The organism is [Haemophilus] ducreyi, assembly GCF_900109315.1.
GTDB classification, from domain to species: Bacteria; Pseudomonadota; Gammaproteobacteria; order Enterobacterales; family Pasteurellaceae; genus Haemophilus_B; species Haemophilus_B ducreyi.
In genome coordinates, this window is record NZ_FOJC01000001.1 from 75,706 (window position 1) to 95,476 (window position 19,771).

Annotated in this window: 16 protein-coding genes and 3 pseudogenes; 13 read left to right on the forward strand and 6 right to left on the reverse strand. The window is 37.2% G+C overall.

Translation table 11 applies throughout. The annotated features are described in order from the left end of the window. Positions 1–165: 165 nt before the first annotated feature. From BMX01_RS00365 to sppA, 4 genes and pseudogenes are all read right to left on the reverse strand, one after another. A complete protein-coding gene (locus BMX01_RS00365) occupies positions 166–1,452 on the reverse strand; it encodes an NAD(P)/FAD-dependent oxidoreductase (RefSeq protein WP_064082050.1) in 1,287 nt (428 codons plus the stop codon). 80 nt (positions 1,453–1,532) lie between these two features. After that, positions 1,533–1,802 (reverse strand): annotated as a pseudogene (locus BMX01_RS00370) (SprT-like domain-containing protein); the annotation flags it as partial. Positions 1,803–1,843: 41 nt separating this feature from the next. Continuing rightward, positions 1,844–2,608 (reverse strand): annotated as a pseudogene (locus BMX01_RS00375) (ribonuclease T2). A gap of 119 nt (positions 2,609–2,727) precedes the next feature. Then, positions 2,728–4,590 carry a signal peptide peptidase SppA gene (gene sppA / locus BMX01_RS00380; RefSeq protein WP_064082049.1) on the reverse strand — a complete coding sequence of 621 codons (1,863 nt, stop codon included), beginning with the start codon at positions 4,588–4,590 and terminating at the stop codon, positions 2,728–2,730. Positions 4,591–4,706: 116 nt separating this feature from the next. Here sppA and BMX01_RS00385 point away from each other — a divergent pair, with 116 nt between their 5' ends. Beyond that, entirely contained in the window at positions 4,707–5,273 is a 567-nt protein-coding gene (locus BMX01_RS00385; protein WP_064082048.1) for a nitroreductase family protein, read from the forward strand. 9 nt (positions 5,274–5,282) lie between these two features. Next, positions 5,283–6,105: pseudogene (locus BMX01_RS00390) on the forward strand (SDR family NAD(P)-dependent oxidoreductase). Here BMX01_RS00390 and BMX01_RS00395 read toward each other — a convergent pair. Next, positions 6,102–6,848, reverse strand: a complete 747-nt coding sequence (locus BMX01_RS00395; protein ID WP_064082047.1) for a YdcF family protein — start codon at positions 6,846–6,848, stop codon at positions 6,102–6,104. The pseudogene BMX01_RS00390 and the gene BMX01_RS00395 sit on opposite strands and share 4 nt — an antisense overlap. Positions 6,849–6,982: 134 nt before the next feature. Here BMX01_RS00395 and BMX01_RS00400 point away from each other — a divergent pair, with 134 nt between their 5' ends. From BMX01_RS00400 to BMX01_RS00450, 11 genes are all read left to right on the forward strand, one after another. Beyond that, a complete protein-coding gene (locus BMX01_RS00400) occupies positions 6,983–8,185 on the forward strand; it encodes an oligosaccharide flippase family protein (protein WP_064082046.1) in 1,203 nt (400 codons plus the stop codon). A 21-nt stretch (positions 8,186–8,206) separates the two neighbouring features. Beyond that, positions 8,207–8,998, forward strand: a complete 792-nt coding sequence (locus BMX01_RS00405; protein WP_064083007.1) for a glycosyltransferase family 25 protein — start codon at positions 8,207–8,209, stop codon at positions 8,996–8,998. Beyond that, on the forward strand, positions 8,982–10,163 hold the full coding sequence (locus BMX01_RS00410) for a hypothetical protein (RefSeq protein ID WP_064083008.1): 1,182 nt from the start codon (positions 8,982–8,984) through the stop codon (positions 10,161–10,163). The genes BMX01_RS00405 and BMX01_RS00410 overlap by 17 nt, the downstream gene beginning before the upstream one ends. Before the next feature lie 9 nt (positions 10,164–10,172). Further along, positions 10,173–11,054: a glycosyltransferase family 2 protein gene (locus BMX01_RS00415; RefSeq protein WP_064083006.1), complete on the forward strand. Its 882-nt coding sequence runs from the start codon at positions 10,173–10,175 to the stop codon at positions 11,052–11,054. Continuing rightward, positions 11,054–11,854 (forward strand): glycosyltransferase, encoded by an 801-nt coding sequence (locus tag BMX01_RS00420; RefSeq protein ID WP_064082045.1) that lies wholly within the window; start codon positions 11,054–11,056, stop codon positions 11,852–11,854. Before BMX01_RS00415 ends, BMX01_RS00420 begins: the two co-directional genes overlap by 1 nt. 302 nt (positions 11,855–12,156) lie before the next feature. Further along, entirely contained in the window at positions 12,157–13,425 is a 1,269-nt protein-coding gene (locus BMX01_RS00425; protein ID WP_074647569.1) for a NupC/NupG family nucleoside CNT transporter, read from the forward strand. Between the two features lie 149 nt (positions 13,426–13,574). Continuing rightward, positions 13,575–14,351 carry a deoxyribose-phosphate aldolase gene (gene deoC / locus BMX01_RS00430; RefSeq protein ID WP_064082043.1) on the forward strand — a complete coding sequence of 259 codons (777 nt, stop codon included), beginning with the start codon at positions 13,575–13,577 and terminating at the stop codon, positions 14,349–14,351. Between the two features lie 75 nt (positions 14,352–14,426). After that, entirely contained in the window at positions 14,427–15,143 is a 717-nt protein-coding gene (gene deoD / locus BMX01_RS00435; protein WP_064082042.1) for a purine-nucleoside phosphorylase, read from the forward strand. 154 nt (positions 15,144–15,297) lie between these two features. Continuing rightward, on the forward strand, positions 15,298–16,242 hold the full coding sequence (gene argC / locus BMX01_RS00440) for an N-acetyl-gamma-glutamyl-phosphate reductase (RefSeq protein ID WP_064082041.1): 945 nt from the start codon (positions 15,298–15,300) through the stop codon (positions 16,240–16,242). Between the two features lie 9 nt (positions 16,243–16,251). Beyond that, the gene (gene argB / locus BMX01_RS00445) at positions 16,252–17,109 is read left to right on the forward strand and encodes an acetylglutamate kinase (protein WP_064082040.1); all 858 of its coding nucleotides are present in this window, start codon (positions 16,252–16,254) and stop codon (positions 17,107–17,109) included. Then, complete coding sequence (locus tag BMX01_RS00450; protein ID WP_064082039.1) at positions 17,109–18,290, forward strand: aspartate aminotransferase family protein; 1,182 nt, start codon at positions 17,109–17,111, stop codon at positions 18,288–18,290. The genes argB and BMX01_RS00450 overlap by 1 nt, the downstream gene beginning before the upstream one ends. 80 nt (positions 18,291–18,370) lie before the next feature. On the opposite strand, the gene rho is transcribed toward BMX01_RS00450, so the two are convergent. After that, positions 18,371–19,633: a transcription termination factor Rho gene (gene rho / locus BMX01_RS00455; protein ID WP_064082038.1), complete on the reverse strand. Its 1,263-nt coding sequence runs from the start codon at positions 19,631–19,633 to the stop codon at positions 18,371–18,373. Between the last annotated feature and the right edge of the window lie 138 nt (positions 19,634–19,771).

The window sequence follows — 19,771 nt, forward strand, 5'->3', positions numbered from 1 at the left end:
TATATGATTAAGTTATACAATATGCATCATAAAAAAATAAAGGCGATTCATTAGCACATTGTTCGTAAAACAAAGGTAAGTTACCTTAAATTAGTTCATTATTATTTAAAACCATCCATATAGTGGATGGATAAGTTAGTTAATTTGTCGTTAATGCTGAATGAGTTAGTGTAATTTCATTGAAGGTCTTAACAGTCGGTTAATCTGACCGACTAATAAAATTAAGCCAGTTTTGAACCAACCATGTAATGCCACTTGGTGCATTCGATACAGTGATAGATAGGCCAAGCGGGCAATTTTACCCTCAATAAACATATTACCGCTGACTAAGTTACCCATTAAGGTGCCAACCGTGCCAAAATGAGAAAATGATAATAAAGAACCTCTGTCGTTAAATTTAAATGGTTTGAGTTCTTTGCCCGTTAAATCGGCGATAATATTATTGCCACATTGTGTTGCCATTTGATGTGCTGCTTGAGCACGTGGTGGAATTGGTTTTCCATCTTGTATGAGTGAAGCACAATCACCGATAACATAAACGGCATCATCTACGGTGGTTTGTAATGTCTCTTTGACTTCAATTTGATTTAAATGATTTGTTGCAAAACCTAGATTTTTGACAAAATCAGATGCTTTTACACCGGCAGACCAAACAATTAAATTGGCCTCAATTTTTTCCCCCGTTTGGGTAATTAAGCCATTTTCGACCGCTTCAGTGATCATGGTATTTAATTTTACATCAACCCCTGCTTTGCGTAATTCATATAGGGCTAAATTAGACACTTTTTGAGTTAGAGCCGGAATTAAACGTTCGCTTGCTTCTACTAAGGTTACTTTTAAACTTGCACGATGTAACTTACCAAAGCCGTATTCGTGTAAATGTTTCGCGGTGTTATAGAGTTCTGCTGAGAGTTCTATTCCTGTTGCACCGCCGCCGACAATGGCAATTTTTACATCTTGATTATCACTGTGTGAAAATTGTAAAAACAATTCCATCATTCGTTTTTGGAATAATTTAGCCTGTTTAATGTCGTCCAAGAAAATGCAGTGTTCAGCAACGCCTTTAGTACCAAAATCGTTTGATTTACTGCCGATGGCTATGACTAATTTGTCGTAAGCAACTTGACGTTCTTTGACCAGTAATTCGTTCTGTTCATTATAAATGGGCGCAAGGGTGATCTGTTTTTGTTTACGATCAACCGCGATTAATGTGCCTTGTTGAAATTCAAAACCGTGATTTTTTGCGTGTGCACGATAACTTAATGCATCAATACCTTCATCGAGTGAGCCTGTTGCCACTTCATGTAATAAAGGTTTCCATAAATGTGTTGTATTACGATCGATAAGTAATACGTGAGCTTTATTTTTACGGCTTAATTTATTACCTAAATAAGTCGCTAGCTCTAAACCACCCGCGCCTCCCCCAACAATAATGATAGTTTCTTTAGCCATGTAATTTTCCTCCGAAATATAATAAATTGATTTAAATCAAAAAAAGTAAAGTAATTGTATGCGCTTATCTAATAATGTCTAATTTGCCATTCTTTACCATGTGGCAAAACGCGGCCGAATTGTTGAAAGACAAGAATATGCGCTAGTTCATGTGGGATAACTTGTTGAATAAAGGCTTGGTCATTTTCTTGTGATAAAATGGGATTAAAACGAATTTGATTTTGTTGTAGATAGGCAACACCCGCTTTTAAGCCTCGCACGGTATAATTGACCGTAGGGGGCTTAAACGTTTTATTAAAGTAGCCATTGGCTTTTGCTAAATTACGGGTAATTGCGCGTTGTACTTGCATTTTAAGTTGACGTAATTCAGCGCTTGTATGGCAGTTCGTTCTCATTTTTTAGGGCAATTGATTGGTTGCCATTTTTTATCATAACAAATGTATAATTCTGTTACACTAGCACCTAAATACACATCTTTTAATTGTGGATTATACTTGCGCATCCATTGGAATAAATCATTTTTCCGTAAGTTTTTAGCGGGTAATTTTAAACTATAAAATAGCTCTTTTTGCTTTTGAAAATAGCTCGTTGGGTCTTGAAATGCACAAGCGCCGTGTTTTTCCCATTCACCTTGCAATAATGATGCACCAGGCGCTTCGGGTAAATATTGTTCAAGAATAGCGGGATCAATGGGTGGTAAGTCGCCTTGGCAATAACGTGGGTGATCGCTGACTGAATGCGCTTTCTTATTTTGTGGCTATAAGCCGTGGATAACCCAACCTAAATTTTGGTCATCACATTGATAATCAATATGATCTGGTAAATCAGTTAAATACCGTGCTTTTTGTGTTGCACAAAATGCAGGTGACCAAGAAAGCGCTAACATATAGTAATCAACTGGTGCGGTTTTATTTTGCCCAATTTTATCATCACGCATTTTGCTGTCGTAATTTATTGCTAAGGCTGCTTGAGTGTTCTTGCTTGGTTTAGCCCTAGGTGCTTTCGCAATTGGAACATCTAGATTATGCTCAATTTGGGCTAATTCGCTTGGGGTTATTTCACCGCGTTGTTGATATTTTTGATAATTATTGAAAACATAAAAGATCATCGCCGTGATAAGAAAGGTTATTAATCTAACAAGATTTTTTCTATTCATCTGATTTTAAAGGGAAAAAGTGAAAAAGGACGGTTACTATAAACAAAAATGGCGAGAGAATAAAGTAAAACAAGCGGTCACTTTTGCAAAGTTTTTATAAAAGTGACCGCTAGGCAAGCTTATTTTATCGTGCCACAAGTCAGGCAATATAAATAAGTATTTTGAGGGTCATTAAATTTTTGTAATAATTCAGCCGCTTGTTGAGTTTGGGGAACAAAAGGTAAACCCAACCAAACCGCTAGCGTTGATTTGGCTTTAAAACCAATATTTTTCAAGAGTGAACTGAATAAACCTTTATCACTTTCAATAAACCATTGCGCGGTGAAATGTTTAATTGCATTTTCGCCTTTGGCTTTACGTTTTTGATTGATTAAATCAGTTAGTACATCATATGCAGTATGGAAATCGCCTAGCTGATCGACTAAGCCGTGCTTAAGTGCATCTTCACCAGACCATACTTGACCTTGCGCAACTTTATCTACTTCAGCTTTTGACATATTTCGACCGCGACTGACTAAATCTAAGAAAGCATCATAGCCATTTTCAATATTGATTTGAATTAATTCAGCGTGCTCATTCGATAGATGCTGTAACGAGCTTGTTTTCGCTAATGGAGAAGTGGCTACACCATCTTCACTTATGCCTAGATGTTTAGCCGTTTTTTCAAAGGTCATGGCTAAGCCAAAAATACCAATTGAACCTGTGATCGTATTTGGGCTGGCAATAATTTTATCGCTCGTTGCTGAAATCCAATAGCCACCTGAAGCAGCTAAGCCTCCCATTGAGGTTACAACAGGTTTGCCGGCTTGTTGAATAGCCTGTAATTCTTGCAAGATTATTTCAGAAGCAACCACGCTACCTCCCGGGCTGTTAACCCGTAATATCACACCATCAACATTATTGTCTTCGCGTGCTTGGCGTAATAATTCAGAAATAGTCTCACTACCCGCTGATCTTTCTTTGCTTTTGCCAGAAATAATTTCACCTTCTACATTAATCACGGCAATTTTGTGTTCTGCATTGACAGCAAAACGATCTGTTAGATTCAAAGCATAATCGGCATAATTAATGTGTTGATAGATGCCTTTCTCATTTTTACCGAATTGTTCGATTAATGCTTGTTCAATTTCTGCTTTACTGCCGATATCGGTCACTAATTTTTGGTTTAAGGCATATTGAGCGTCATTGGCGTTAACGGCTTTGTATTTTTCAATCAAGCTTTTGGGTTCAGGTAAAACTTGATCGACAGCAATCATACGATTTTCAGCAATATCTGTACGGAATTGATGCCAAATTGAATTTAATAATGTTTGGGCATTTTGTTTTGCTTCATCAGACATATCATTGCGCAAGAATGGTTCAACCGCTGATTTATAAATGCCTACTCGGAAAATATGCGGTACAGCATCAATTTTATCGAGCAAGGCTTTGAAATAAAGCGAACTAAAATTCAACCCTTGCAAATTGATTGAACCTGCTTTATTTAAATAAATTTTATTGGCAAAACTGGCTAAATAATATTGTGATTGACTATAGTTTTCCCCAATGGCAATCACTGGTTTACCCGATGTTTTAAAGGCTTTTAATTCACTACCAATGAAACTTAATGATGAATGATCACTGCCTTCAAATTTTGAAAGGTCTAACACGATGCCCGTAATATTTGGATCTTTCGCCGCTTTGCCAATGGCACGCACGACATCAAAAGTAGACGCTTTGAGCGATTCGTCATTCGTTAATTCGCTTTGAATTAAGCGGTGAAAATTAGCAAAATCATCGTGGTTATCCGTTAAATAACCGCTTAAATTAAGCCGTAAGGCTACTTTTTCGTTAGGCTCTTTGCTTTTATTTGTATCACTTCCATTCACTAAAAAGGCGATAGAGGCAAAGCCCGTCAATATAAATAAAATAAAAAAGAGGTTTATTATACATTCGCGAATACAGCGAAAAATGGCATAAATACCTTTAAACAGTTTCAACATAATGGTCCTAAATTGATGAATAAAATTAGAGGATTAAATTAGCATAAAATGAACGTAGAATTAACAAAATATGCTATTCTTCTATTCATTTTTTCATTTTGACAAGAGATATGACCATGAAAACATTAGAGTTATTACAACGTCGTCGTTCAAATAAAAAATTAGGGCAAATTGCGCCTAACGCAGAACAATTGCAACATATGTTTAAAGCCGCATTACGTGCGCCTGATCACGGTAAATTGAAGCCTTATCATTTTGTGGTGATTGAAAAACAGAGTATGTCAATGTTAAAAGCGTGTTTGGTGGATGCGGCCATTGAGTTTGAGATGGACGAAAAAAATGCGCTTAAAGCGGATAAAATTGCTGAGCAAGCACCGCTTATGATTGGCATTGTGGCAAAAATAGATCATCAATCTGAAAAAGTGCCTGCTTGGGAGCAAATGATCAGTGCAGGCTGTGCAACTTATGCAATGCAATTAGCTGCGAATGCATTAGGGTTTGATACTGTTTGGATTAGTAATCAGTGGGTAGAAGGTAAAATGTTGCGACAAGCTTTTGGTTGTCAAACAGGAGATAAAATAATAGGGTTATTATTAGTTGGATCGCCTAAGGACGCAAGCGATGATATTTCATTAGCACGTGAAACAGAGAATACAGAGGGTTTTGTCAGTTATTTGCAATAGGATCATGTGATGCAAACAATTTTAATTACAGGTTGTTCATCTGGCATTGGTTATGCAACGGCTAAATTATTAAAACAACAGGGTTGGCGAGTGATTGCAAGTTGCAGAAAAGCGGCAGATATTGAGCGCTTGCAAGCTGAAGGGTTTGAATGTATTCAATTAGATGTCGTTGATTCCGCACAAATTGAGCAAGCATTTGCTTACATTAGATCAAGCGGTGGTTTGGATGCGGTATTTTGCAATGCAGGGCAAGGGCAGCCTGGTTGTGTTGAAGATATTCCGCGTAGTGCATTACGTGAATTATTTGAAACTAATGTGTTTGGTGTTTGGGAAGTGATGAATCAAGCGATTAAAATTTTTCGTGAGCAACAACACGGGCGAATTTTAGTAACTAGCAGTATTTTGGGGTTTGCGGCAATGCACTATCGTGGCGCCTATAATGCGACTAAATTTGCGATAGAAGGGATGGCAGATACTTTACGTCTTGAATTAGCCGGTTCAAATATTTATATTAGTTTAATTGAGCCGGGGCCTATTCTGAGTGATTTTAGGGCAAATTCAGTAGATAAATTAGCAAAATTTATTGAGCTAGAGAAAACGGCGGATCTGACTTTTAACCAGAGGCAATATCGCCGTTTAGCCTCGCGCGAAAATGATAACCCTTTTGCTAAACCGCCATCAGTTGTTGCTGATGGTTTGTTTAGTTGCTCTAACTGCCACTAAGCCTAGGGCGCGTTATCAAGTCACTTTTCCAACTAAATTATTTTGGTGGTTACGCCGTATTTTACCAACCCGTTGGTTTGATTTTGTGTGCCGTAAATCAGGTGGTTAAAGCGATTTGATTTTGAGATAGCCTAGCCATTCTTTAAATGATTGCATAACACTATCCATTGCACCAGATTGTGGAATAAAGTAACTAAAATCAAAATACACATTTGGCGTTACGCCATAACCTACACTCGCGGGCAAGACTTTGAAGCCTTGTTGTTCAAATAGTTTTTTGGCTCGTTGCATATGCCATTGATGTGTAACGAGAATGATCTTGTTAATGTTCGAATTAGCTAAAATTTCGTAAGAAAATTGAGCATTTTCTTGCGTTGTTTTAGCATTTTCTTCTAACCACGTGGTTTCTACCGCAAAGAATTGGGCAAATTCTTTCGCCATAATGTTCGCTTCTGAGTTGCCATTAATGGCACTGCCTGTCGCTAATAAAGGTAATCCGGTTTGCTTTTGTAGATAAGCCGCATAACGCATTCGTTCAAAGGTTGTGCTGTTAGTACTGATGGGATCAAAAAGCTCTTGGCTGTCACGAATTCCACCGCCTAGTACAACAATCGCTTGGGCTGTTTGGTAATCTGCTAAGCTAAGTTGATCTGCGATTACCAAGGAATTTCCTAGTTTGGTTGCAAAATAAGGCGTACTAAACAAATACAACATAAAAATACCAAAAGTAGTGAAACAATAGCTGAGTTTTTTATAGTTAAAGTAAGCAAATAAGAGTGAAATTAGCCAAAGCATTGCAATATTAAAAGGCGGTAAAACCAAAGCAGTAATAATTTTATTCACAAAAAACATAGCGTATTCCTCAGAAAGTTCGCCTATTTTCTATGATTTATTGATAAAATGCACATTTTATTTGTCTGAAGCATATCGTTTTATTAGGCTTGAGCTACAGCAAGCGGTTAATTTTTGGCAATGTTGCAAAGTATATGAAAGCAGTTCAAGATAGTCTGATTTATTTGGTAGGGGAGTTGATTTCAAAATCAATTCCTTTCTTACTGTTGCCTTATCTATCGCGTAAATTAGGCGTAGAAGGCTATGGTGAGTTATCCTATTACCAAACATATTTAGTGTTATTCTTAATTTTGGTTAGTCTTAGCCAAGATGGTGCGGTCGCGCGCTATTTTTATTTTTACGGTAAGCGGTCATTAAATGTAATTGTACATACAGGCTATTTTTATACTTTAATCGTTGGTGGCATTATTTTGGCTGTTTGTTGGTTGTTACAAGCGGAAATTATTGCTTATTTGGCGGTTTCAGCTATTTTTCAATCTTTTCTTGCAGTGCAATTGAGTGTCCGGCAATGTCAGAAACAGGCGTTGCAATATATGATTATTCAATCATTAACTAGCTTTACTTCTATTTTTCTGACCGTTGTGATGTTGGAGTTTTATCAAACGGATTTGGTCGAAAAGCGTATTTTGGCTATTTTGTTTGGTAATTTAATGGTTTTCTGTTTGGTTTATTTCTTTTATGTGGGCAAAGTAACGAGTAATAAACGTTATTCATTGCGGCAATATCAATTAAGTTTGGTCTATATTTTAACGTTTGGTTTGCCGTTATTATTAAATCAAGCAGGCTTTTATTTAAAAGGACAATTAGACCGTATTTTTATTTTCCATAAATTTAGCCAAGCTGATCTTGGTTTATATGCAATGGGCGCGCAAATTGCTTCTGTGTTAATGATTCTATTACTGGCGTTACATAAAGCGACACAGCCTTATTTTTATGAAGGTTTAAAAAATAAAACGATTACATTAAGCAAAGTGCATCAATGGGCGTTTTGTGCATTTATTCTTTCGCCAATACCTGCTTTATTTGTGTGGATAATGCCTGAACAATTGTTTATTTGGTTGTTGGGTGAACAGTTTTTTGGTACTAAATATTTTATTGTTTTATTTTTATTTTCTACCGCATTAACCGCGCCTTATCTGATTTTAACCAATTATTTATTCTTTTATGGCAAAAATAAAATGATTTCTTTTGCCTCTGTGCTGTCTAGTTTAGTCTATGTGGTAAGCTTATATGTGTTAGCCAACACAGAAATTGAATATGTGCCTTATGCAAGTATTATCGCGGGCTTAGTCTTTTTGCCATTATTGTATAGTATGACTAAAAAAGTCATTGTTTAAGTGGATGTTGTGAATAAGATGATGAAAAAATATTTAATTTCTTTGGCAAAAGATCAACTGCGTCGTGAGCAATTCTTTACTCAGGCGGATACGACTGATTTTCAGGTGTTTGATGCGGTAAATACGATGCAACAGGAATGGGATTCGCTTGCCGTAAAATACGATATCGCTCAGTTTGCACAACGTTATCAACGTTCAGTGACTAAAGGCGAAATTGGTTGTGCTTTGAGTCATTTAGGCGTTTATCAATGGATTGTGGCAGATCCGCAAATAGGCGACAATGATTATTGTCTAGTCTGTGAAGATGATGCTTTATTTAATCAAGATGTTCAGTCAAGTTTGACACAGTTATTAAGCCAAAATGTGCGTGCGGATATAGTGCTAGTCGGGCAGTCTAAAATATTCGGTTTTGATGATGCAATGCTAGAAATTGAATATCCGACTACCTTTGTGCCTCAAATGGTTGCGATTGGTAATTCGATCTATCGTTATGCTTATCCATATAAGAATTATTATGCGGGTACGGTCGCCTATTTAATTAAAAAATCGACCGCTCGCAAGTTGGTTTCGATAACGGATTTGCCATTTTGGTTGGCGGATGATTTTATTTTATTTGAACAGCAATTTGGCTTAGATATTATGGTTGTTCGCCCGCTTATGGCGATTGAAAATCCAGCATTATGCAGTAATTTGGAAACCGCAAGAGCCTCAACACAACAAGCGTTAAGCAAAAAATTATTAAAGTATCCATTTAAAAAATGGTTAGCCATTCAACGTAATATAGGACTAAAAAATGATCAGTGCGGTAATTAATTTATTTTATATTTATGATCCTTGGATTATGCACGTTATTCGTATGGCATTTATTGTCGGTGGGGTGTCGGTGCTATTCTTGGCTTATCAATGGTATCGTCGCAAAATTACCGATATCGCTTTTCCATTAGACAGTGTATTGGTAATTTTGGCACTGATTATTTTATCGGCTATTCCATTATTCGTGCACGGTACGCAAGATATTTCAGTGTTATTAATGTATGTAAAATCATTGATTTTATTTATATTTGGTATTGCAATTTATAATGTATTTTATCGAATGAATAGCCAAGCCAATCAAGCTAAGCTAGTAGATGATTTGAAAATAGGCGTATTGATTCAGGCGATAATGGGCGTGTTAGCATTAACCGGGATCAGTATTTTTATTGATATGGCATTAGGCACTAACGCCAACTATTTTTTGCCACGTTTTCAAGGATCTGAACAAGAATACCGTTTATATAACATTACTTCTTCAGCGTTCTTTCAATTGAGTGCTTTTTATTTAGTCTTATTGCATTTCTTGCTCGCATATAATGCAAAACATAATAGTATTCCGACTATTTTTATTTTTCTAATGCTGTTTATTGGGTTAATTTCAGGCAGAACATTTTTTGTCTTTTCTTTATTTAGTGTCTTATTTTACTTTAAATGGCGTTATTACAATTATGTGTTACTTTTTATTTTAGCTGTTGTGAGTTTTGCTTATTTTTTACCAGAAAATAAGTATGTCGGACACGCTTTAGAACCGGTTGTTAATTTATTCTCACAAAAAATTCAAGAATTTAGTTCTTCCACGACTAATTTAGTCCAAAATCATTTATTTATACCTAATCTAAAACAATTAATGATTGGTGATGGGTATTATTTTACTGAAGATGGCCGTTATTATGGCGGTTCGGATTCCGGTTTTATTCGTCAAGCATTATATGGTGGTATGGGGTATATTTTACTTTGTTTTTTATTTACGGTTTATTTTGTGAAACGGGTCGCGGATAATTGGTTTGAAGGCAGTTGGAAATTTATTATTTCTACCGTTGGACTATTAAGCATTTTAAATATTAAAGCTGATATTTATGCTTATCCGGGTATTATGTTTGTATTGTTAATGTTTTTATCTTTATTTGGGAATAAAGGTAAAATAATTACGTTATTCAACCGCTAAAAAATGCCTATGTTTAGTATTATTATACCGTCCTACAATCGTCAGGCAGAAATTTCGGCATTATTACAGCATTTAGCGCGCCAAACGGTCAAAGATTTTGAGGTGATTATTGTTGATGATTGTTCAACACACGCGGTCGTTATTCACCAAAAATATGCTTTTCCAGTCAGAGTGATTCGTAATCAAGTTAATCAAGGCGCGGCGGCTAGCCGTAATATTGGCGTTGCTAACGCTCAGTTTGAATGGCTGTTGTTTTTAGATGATGATGATCGTTTCGACGTGGCTAAATGTGCTCACTTAGCACAGGCGATTAGCCAAAATAAGCACGTGAATTTTATTTATCATCCTGCTAAATGTATTATGGTGAATGAAGGTTTTAGTTATCTTACTAAGCCAGCCACACCGGAAAACTTAACCCTCGATAATATGTTGTTAGCAAATAAAGTGGGCGGAATGCCGATGATGACTATCAAAAAAGATTTTTTTATTCAGCTAGGTGGTTTAGCGCCTGATTTAAAATCACTTGAAGATTATGAATTTGTCTTAAAATTAGTTACCAATCAACATTTAAAGGCCCTATTGCTTGAACAACCGATGACTATTTGCACCTTTCATACTAAGCGTGCCAGTGTTTCAACAAATATGCAAAATACGGTGGTAGCCTTGCAGGCTATTCGCCAAAAATATGTTAAGACAGCCGATCAAGCGGCTCATTTTGAGTTGAATGCGTTATATATTTTATCTTATCCGTATATTATGAATTTATCGCGTCAGGCCGCTAAAAGCTATTTTGCTATGTTTAAGCGTAGCCATCATTTCAAACATTTACTGATTGCAGTAATAACCTTTATTTCCCCTAAGTTGGCGATAAATATGAAAAGGTTTAGTTGATGAAATTTTCAGTCTTAATGTCTTTATATGTGAAAGAACAACCGGCATTTTTAGCCGAATGTTTAGCGAGTTTAACCGCACAAAGCTATCCAGCCGATGAAATAGTGATTTTATATGACGGTAAGGTGACGGCTGAATTAGAGGCGGTTGTGCAACAATATGCCCCAATTTTACCGCTTAAACAGGTTCGTTTTGCTGAAAATCGTGGTTTAGGTAATACATTGAATGATGGACTAAAGTATTGTTCGCACGAATGGGTATTTCGAATGGATAGCGATGATATTTGTGATGTTGATCGTTTTGCAAAACAGGTTGCTTTTATTCAACAACATCCTGATGTTGTCGTATTTGGCAGTCAAATTGCTGAATTTGGGCAAAATGTGCAGGATATTGTCGCATATCGTGCGGTACCGACCACTCACCAACAAATTGTAAAATTTAGTCGCTTCCGTTGCCCATTTAATCATATGACTGTTGCTTATCAAAAATCGAAAGTATTAGCCGTTGGCGGTTACCAAGGTTTGCAAGAAGACTATACGCTTTGGATTAAGATGATTGCAAGTGGTTTTCTGACCGCTAATCTGACGGATGTATTAGTTTATGCTCGGGTAGGCAATGGTATGGTGGGGCGTCGCAGAAATTTTACTCAATTTAAATATGAATGGCAACTTTACCGGCTTAAAACGCAAGCTAAGTTACATAGTAGAATAGTCGGTTTGGGCATTTTTGCGTTGCGAGCAATTCCTAGAATTTTACCGCTAGCGATATTGCAAAGGATTTATAAGCTATTACATAAATAATCGGTAAAAAGCGTATCAAATGATACGCTTTTTTAAATATTACCGCTTAATTGTGTATCAGCATTTTGTGCTTAAAGAGAAGCAAAATAAATAATCTAGATTGATGGTGGTGATGAATCACGGAAAGTGAAATTTATTTTAGCGGTTAATTTTGAGGACTAGTTCTCAATTTGAAAAATTTATCCAAGTATAATACAAAATTTTTACGGATTTTTTGCTGGAAAAAGGTATACTAGCCACACTTTTCTAAGTGTTTTTAGTCGATTCGACACGTTGTCTTACTTTCATTTTCGAGGTTTTCCATGAGTGCGTTAAATAGTATATTAGGTATTGTGGTACTCTTATTAATAGCTTTTGCATTATCTAATAATCGCAAAGCCATTAGTTTGCGTACAGTATTCGGTGCATTATTTTTACAAATTGGGATTGGTGCAATCATTTTATATTGGGAAACAGGTCGGCAAGCGCTATTAGCCATTGCGGAAGGCGTAAGTAAAGTTATCAGTTATGGTAATGATGGTATTAATTTCTTATTCGGTGGCTTAGTCAGCGATAAAATGTTTGAAGTTTTCGGTGGTGGCGGTTTCGTATTCGCATTAAAAGTGCTTCCGCCGATTATTTTCTTCTCCTCACTGATTTCAGTCCTCTATTATTTAGGCATCATGCAAATGGTGATTCGTATTCTTGGTGGTGCATTACAAAAACTATTGGGGACGTCAAAGCCAGAATCTATGTCTGCTGCTGCAAATATTTTCGTTGGTCAAACAGAAGCGCCTCTTTTAGTTAGACCTTATATTAAATCAATGATAAATTCAGAATTGTTTGCGGTGATGAGCGGGGGCTTAGCCTCTGTTGCAGGCGCAGTCATGATTGGCTATGCAGGTATGGGGGTACCGCTTCCTTATTTAATTGCAGCTTCATTTATGGCAGCACCTGGTGGATTATTATTTGCTAAAATTTTACATCCACAATTAGAAACATTTAAAGATGAATTAAGTGCAGATGATATGGACGACAAACCTGCTAATGTGATTGAAGCAGCCGCTGTTGGTGCGTTTTCTGGTATGCAGTTAGCGATGAATGTGGGGGCGATGTTATTAGCATTTATTGCATTAATCGCATTATTTAATGGTTTTGTTGGTTGGATTGGTGCATTAGCCGGTTTTGAAGGATTAACATTACAAATGCTATTTGGGTATATTTCCCAACCTTTAGCTTGGTTACTTGGTGTGCCATGGGGGGGCGAAGCACAAATTGCGGGTTCATTAATTGGGCAAAAATTGATCGTAAACGAATTTGTTGCCTATGCAGATTTTGTGAATTATTTAAAACCAGAGGCAGGTGTAGCATTAAGTCCAAAAACGATCGCTATTATCACCTTCTCTCTATGTGGTTTTGCCAACTTAAGTTCGATTGCTATTTTAATAGGTGGTTTAGGTGGTATGGCGCCAAGCCGTCGTAGCGATGTAGCGAGAATGGGGATCAAAGCAGTTATGGCAGGAACCCTATCCAACTTAATGAGTGCTGCCATTGCTGGTTTATTTATTGGTATCGGCGGTGCAGTAATGTAACTAGCTTTAATGATTAACGTATAACACCACTGTTTATCGGTGGTGTTGTTATTTAAGACTAAAGCAAACGTTTGCTTTGTGATGCTTGAATGATACAAGCAGGCAAATTTCGACAGTATTTTGCATATTTTTAATTAAAGGAGGCTCATATGAGTTTAAAAAGTTCAGCGAAAGTGGCATTATCATTAATGGATTTAACCACTCTTAATGATAACGATACCGATGAAAAAGTGATTGCACTTTGCCAACAAGGCAACACGGAATTTGGTACCCCTGCAGCTGTTTGTGTTTATCCTCTATTTGTACCGGTAGCACGTAAAGCCTTAAAGGCGCAACAGACAGAACAGGTGAAAATTGCAACGGTAACTAATTTCCCTCATGGTAATGATGATATTGATATTGCCGTTACTGAAACAAAAGCTGCCATTGCTTATGGTGCGGATGAAATCGATGTGGTTTTCCCTTATAAAGCATTAATGGCGGGTAATGAGCAAGTTGGTTTTGAATTAGTCAAACAATGTAAGGCAGTTTGCCAAGCCAGTGGAGTATTACTGAAAGTAATTATTGAAACCGGTGAATTAAAAACGCCAGCCTTAATTCGCAAAGCCAGTGAGCTTGCTATTCAAGCCGGTGCAGATTTTATTAAAACCTCAACAGGTAAAGTTGCCATTAACGCCACTTTAGAATCTGCTCGTATTATGTTAGAAACTATTCGTGATTTAAATGTAGCAGAAAAAGTCGGCTTTAAAGCCGCAGGCGGTGTAAAAACTACAGAAGAAGCCGAGCAATATTTAGCATTAGCTAAAACGATTTTAGGTGAAGATTGGGTGAATAGTACGCATTTCCGTTTTGGTGCATCGAGTTTACTTAATAATCTATTAGCCACATTAAACGATCAAACCGCACAAGTAGTGACAGGTTATTAAATACTGAATTAATCAGTATGCAGCAATTTGCAACAGTTTACGCGTAACAATTTATCATCTTAAGAGGAAATAAAAATGACTCCACATATTAACGCACCGGCAGGTGCATTCGCTGATGTTGTATTGATGTCCGGTGATCCACTTCGTGCAAAATACATTGCTGAAACTTTTTTAGAAAATGCTGAGCAAGTTACTAATGTTCGCAATATGTTTGGTTATACAGGCACTTACAAAGGTCGTCGTATTTCAATAATGGGACACGGAATGGGGATTCCATCTTGCTCCATTTATGCCAAAGAGTTAATTACTGAATACGGTGTCAAAAAAATTATCCGAGTAGGTTCTTGTGGTGCAGTGCGTGCGGATGTAAAACTACGTGATATTGTGATCGGTAGTGGTGCTTGTACTGATTCAAAAGTTAACCGTATTCGGTTTCGCGATAATGATTTTGCTGCAATTGCTGATTTTGAAATGACATTAGCCGCGTATCAAGTGGCTAAACAAAAAAATATTTCAGTGCAAGTAGGCAATTTATTCTCAGCAGATTTATTTTATACGCCCGATGTTGCAATGTTTGATGTAATGGAAAAATATGGCATTTTAGGGGTTGAAATGGAAGCGGCTGGTATTTATGCCGTTGCTGCGGAATACGGTGTGAAATCATTAGCTATTTGTACGGTCTCTGATCATATTCGTAGTGGTGAGAAATTAAGCGCAGAAGATCGTCAGTTAACCTTTAATGAGATGATTGAAATTGCGTTAGAATCAGTATTAATCGGTGATCAAGCTTAAATGGTACATTCTAACTAAATACTGACCGGTTAAATCCTTTAGTGCTGATGGCTAAGGGATTTTTTATTTTAAATCTTACTAATGGTGATTGAATCTTAGTGGTAATGAATAGACTAATCACCGACATTTAACTAGATTTTTTGAAGGAACGAAAATGAGCAAATATAAAATTTTTGTTGATGGAGCCGTTGGTACAACAGGATTAGGTATTTTTGAACGACTTCGTGCGGCTAAAGATATCGAACTGTTAACTTTAGCCGATGAACAGCGGAAAGATTTAAATGCTCGTTTAGCGAATGTTGCAGCTGCTGATTTAACTTTACTTTGCTTGCCTGATACTGCTTCTAAACAATTAGTGTTACATGCACCGCCTAGCGCTAAAATTTGTGATACGTCAACAGCACATCGTGTTGATCCAGCATGGGTATATGGTTTTGCTGAATTAAGCGGTCAATTTAATAATATTCAAACCGCAACGCGAGTTGCCATACCGGGTTGCCATGCTACAGGCTATATTGCATTGCTCCGACCATTGATTGAAATGCATTATTTAAATGCAGATTACCCTTTTACGTGTCATTCTTTAACCGGTTATTCCGGTGGCGGGAAAGCAATGATTGCAGCTTATCAAGCTCCTATTAGAGATGATAAGTTTAAGGCGCCTAGAATGTATGGATTAACATTACACCATAAACACCTTGCTGAAATGTGTGCTTTTACTGGTTCGTCAAACCCTCCGATTTTCACGCCAATTGTTGCTGATTATTACAGCGGTATGTTAGTTAATGTCCCTCTTCCTCTTTCCGCTTTTACTCAAGAGGCGAATGATGTCGAAAAAATTTATGGTATATTAGCAGACTATTATCGTGAGGCTAGCTTGATTAATGTTCATTATGTTAATGATCTGCCAACAGATGGCATGGTTGCGGCGAATAGCTTAGCAGGTAAAGATCGTTTAGATATTTTTGTATATGCTAATCAAACACAAGTCGTATTATCAGCTATTTTTGATAACTTGGGCAAAGGGGCTTCTGGTGCGGCTATTCAATGTATGAACATTATGTTAGGTCGTGATCAACTTGCAGATTTACATATTTAGGCATAAGAAATGAATCAAACAACTACATTTGACAAGTTATGTAATTATTCGACCGCTTGTTTAGCCAACTGGCAAGGAAAAACCATCGTTGTAAAATATGGTGGTAATGCAATGATCAGTGCAGAATTGAAACAGGCTGTGATGCAGAATATTTTGTTATTGAATCAGTATGGTATCAACGTTGTATTAGTTCACGGTGGTGGGCCTGAAATTTCATTGGGCATGAAATTGTTAGGCAAAGAACCACAATTTATTAATGGGTTACGCGTTACTGATCAAGATACAATCGATGTTGTATTACAAATGCTAGCAGGTAAAGTAAATAAACGATTAGTTGCACTGTTGAAAGGAAAAGGAATCGGGCTTTGTGGGATTGATGGTGGTTTAATTCAATGTGAAAAATTGGAAGCAGAGCTTGATTATGGTTTAGTTGGCAATATTGTGCAAGTAGATATAACCGTATTGCAAATGGTATTAGCGGCTAATTTAATCCCAGTGATTGCAGCAGTCGCAGTTGATCAGCAAGGCATAATTTATAATGTTAATGCAGATACTGTGGCCAGCGAGATTGCGGTAGCACTAGGCGCGGATAAGTTACTGTTAATGACCGATATTGCAGGTTTATTGGCAGATCGGAATGATGAACGTAGCTTGATGAGTCGCGTAGAGATTAGTCAAGTAGAAACACTTATTGCACAAGGTATTATCAGCGATGGAATGATTCCTAAAGTAGCTAGCTGTACAAGGTTCATCAATGCTGTCGGTATTGAAGCTCATCATATTATTGATGGACGTATTAAGCACGCTATTTTGCTTTCAATATTAAGTGATAAGCAAAATGGTACTCGTTTTTATAAGGAAAAATGATGACAAGCGATCAGATTAAACAGTTAGATGCCAACTATATCGCACAAACCTATGCTAGATTTGATTTAGCACTTTCACATGGGCAAGGCTGTGAAGTATGGGATTTTGATGGTAACAAGTATTTAGATTTCACGAGTGGCATTGGTGTTAATAGTTTAGGATGGGCAGATCCATATTGGCTAGAAGCTGTGATTGCACAATTACATAAGTTATCACATACCTCAAACCTATTTTATACTGAGCCATCAGCCCGACTAGCGAAGTATTTAGTGCAAGTAAGCGGGCTAAAACGGGTTTTTTTTGCTAATTCTGGTGCAGAAGCGAATGAAGGTGCGATTAAAGTTGCGCGTAAATATAGCCACGACAAATATGGTGATACACGTTCTACTATTATTAGCTTAGTTAATTCTTTCCATGGACGGACCATTTCAACGTTAGCCGCAACCGGTCAAAAATTATTTCATCAACATTTTTTCCCATTTACAGCCGGTTTTGAACACTTAATCGCGAACGATCTTAATGCATTTAAAACACGGATAGCACAAAATGATATTTGTGCAATTATCTTAGAAGTAGTGCAAGGAGAGGGTGGTGTTTGTTCACTTGATCAAGCCTATTTACAAGCAGTGCAAGGTTTATGCCAAGCACAAGATATTTTACTAATTATTGATGAAGTGCAAACCGGCATAGGTCGCACGGGCACAATGTTTGCTTATCAACAATTTGAGTTAAAACCTGATATAGTGACTTTAGCAAAGGGGTTAGCCGGTGGTTTACCAATAGGTGCTTTTCTATTAGCGGACAAAGTCGCTGAGACTCTTGCTAAAGGCGATCACGGTTCAACTTTTGGTGCTAATCCCGTTAGCTGTGCGGCTGCTAATGCCGTGTTAACTAAACTGGAACCGCCATTTTTAACAGAAGTGATGCGCAAAGGGCAGAAGTTACGCAATGCCTTACAGTCATTACCGCATGTTAAATCAATTTCCGGATTAGGTTTAATGATCGGTGTTGAATTTGATGAACACATTAACGTCGCTGATGTTGTCACCAATTGCCTGAAACAAGGAGTCCTTTTTCTGACCGCTAAAACTAAATTACGAATGCTACCGCCATTAATTATTAATGATGAACAACTTGAACGAGGTGTGACAGTATTAGCCCAAGTACTTAGCGAAATGTAATAAGCGGTATAATTTCAGCTGTTTTTAGCAAAAGAAAAGGCACTCAACTTTTGGAGTGCCTTTTGTAGAGTGATAACCAATTATGAACGTTTCATAATTTCAAAGAATTCATCATTGGTTTTAGCAACCATTAATTTATTAATTAAGAATTCCATCGCTTCCACTTCACCCATAGGATTAAGAATTTTACGTAAAATCCACATTTTCTGTAATTCATCTGGACTAGTCAGTAAGCCTTCTTTACGAGTACCTGAACGGTTAAAATCAATCGCAGGGAAAACACGACGTTCGGCAATTTTACGTGATAAGTGTAATTCCATATTACCGGTACCCTTAAATTCTTCAAAGATAACTTCATCCATTTTTGAACCGGTATCAACTAATGCAGTAGCAATAATAGTCAAGCTTCCACCTTCTTCAACATTACGTGCTGCACCAAAGAAGCGTTTTGGACGATGTAATGCATTCGCATCAACACCACCAGAGAGAATTTTACCAGAAACGGGTGTCACAGTATTATATGCACGTGCCAAGCGGGTAATTGAATCTAATAGAATCACAACATCTTTTTTATGTTCTACTGAACGTTTAGCTTTCTCAATCACCATCTCAGCTACTTGAACGTGGCGTGTCGCTGGCTCATCAAAAGTAGAGGCAATTACCTCACCACGTACAGTACGTTGCATTTCTGTCACTTCTTCTGGCCGTTCGTCTATCAACAGAACAATTAATTCACATTCTGGATAATTGTGTGTAATGCTTTGAGCAATGTTTTGCAGTAATACCGTTTTACCTGCTTTAGGTGGGGCTACAATCAAACCACGTTGACCTTTACCAATCGGAGCGGCTAAATCTAAGATACGAGCGGTTAAGTCTTCAGTTGAACCATTACCGCGTTCCATTCGTAAGCGAGAGTTGGCATGTAGGGGGGTTAAGTTTTCAAATAAGATTTTACTGCGTGAAACTTCAGGTTTATCGTCATTGACTAGATCTACTTTTAACAAAGCAAAATAGCGTTCACCTTCTTTAGGCGGGCGAATCTTACCTTCGATTTTATCGCCTGTTTGTAAGTTGAAACGGCGAATTTGGCTTGGAGAAACATAAATATCATCTGGTCCAGCTAAATATGAACTGTCAGCAGAACGTAAAAAACCAAAACCATCAGGTAAGATTTCTAAAATGCCTTGCCCGAAAATATCTTCACCGCTTTTGGCGTGTTGCTTTAAAATTGCAAAGATAATGTCTTGTTTACGTAAACGAGCTAGGTTTTCTAAACCCATCTGTTTTTCGCCGATCTGGACAAGTTCAGATACTGGCGTATTTTTTAATTGAGTAAGATGCATAGGAGATTTATTGAGGTGGATTATTTAGAAAGTTTGGCACGGGATTAACCGTAAAAGATGCGGCGTATAATACTGTAAATTATCACTGATTGCAAATCATTTGCAAAAATAGACCACTTATCCTTATATAAGGATCGC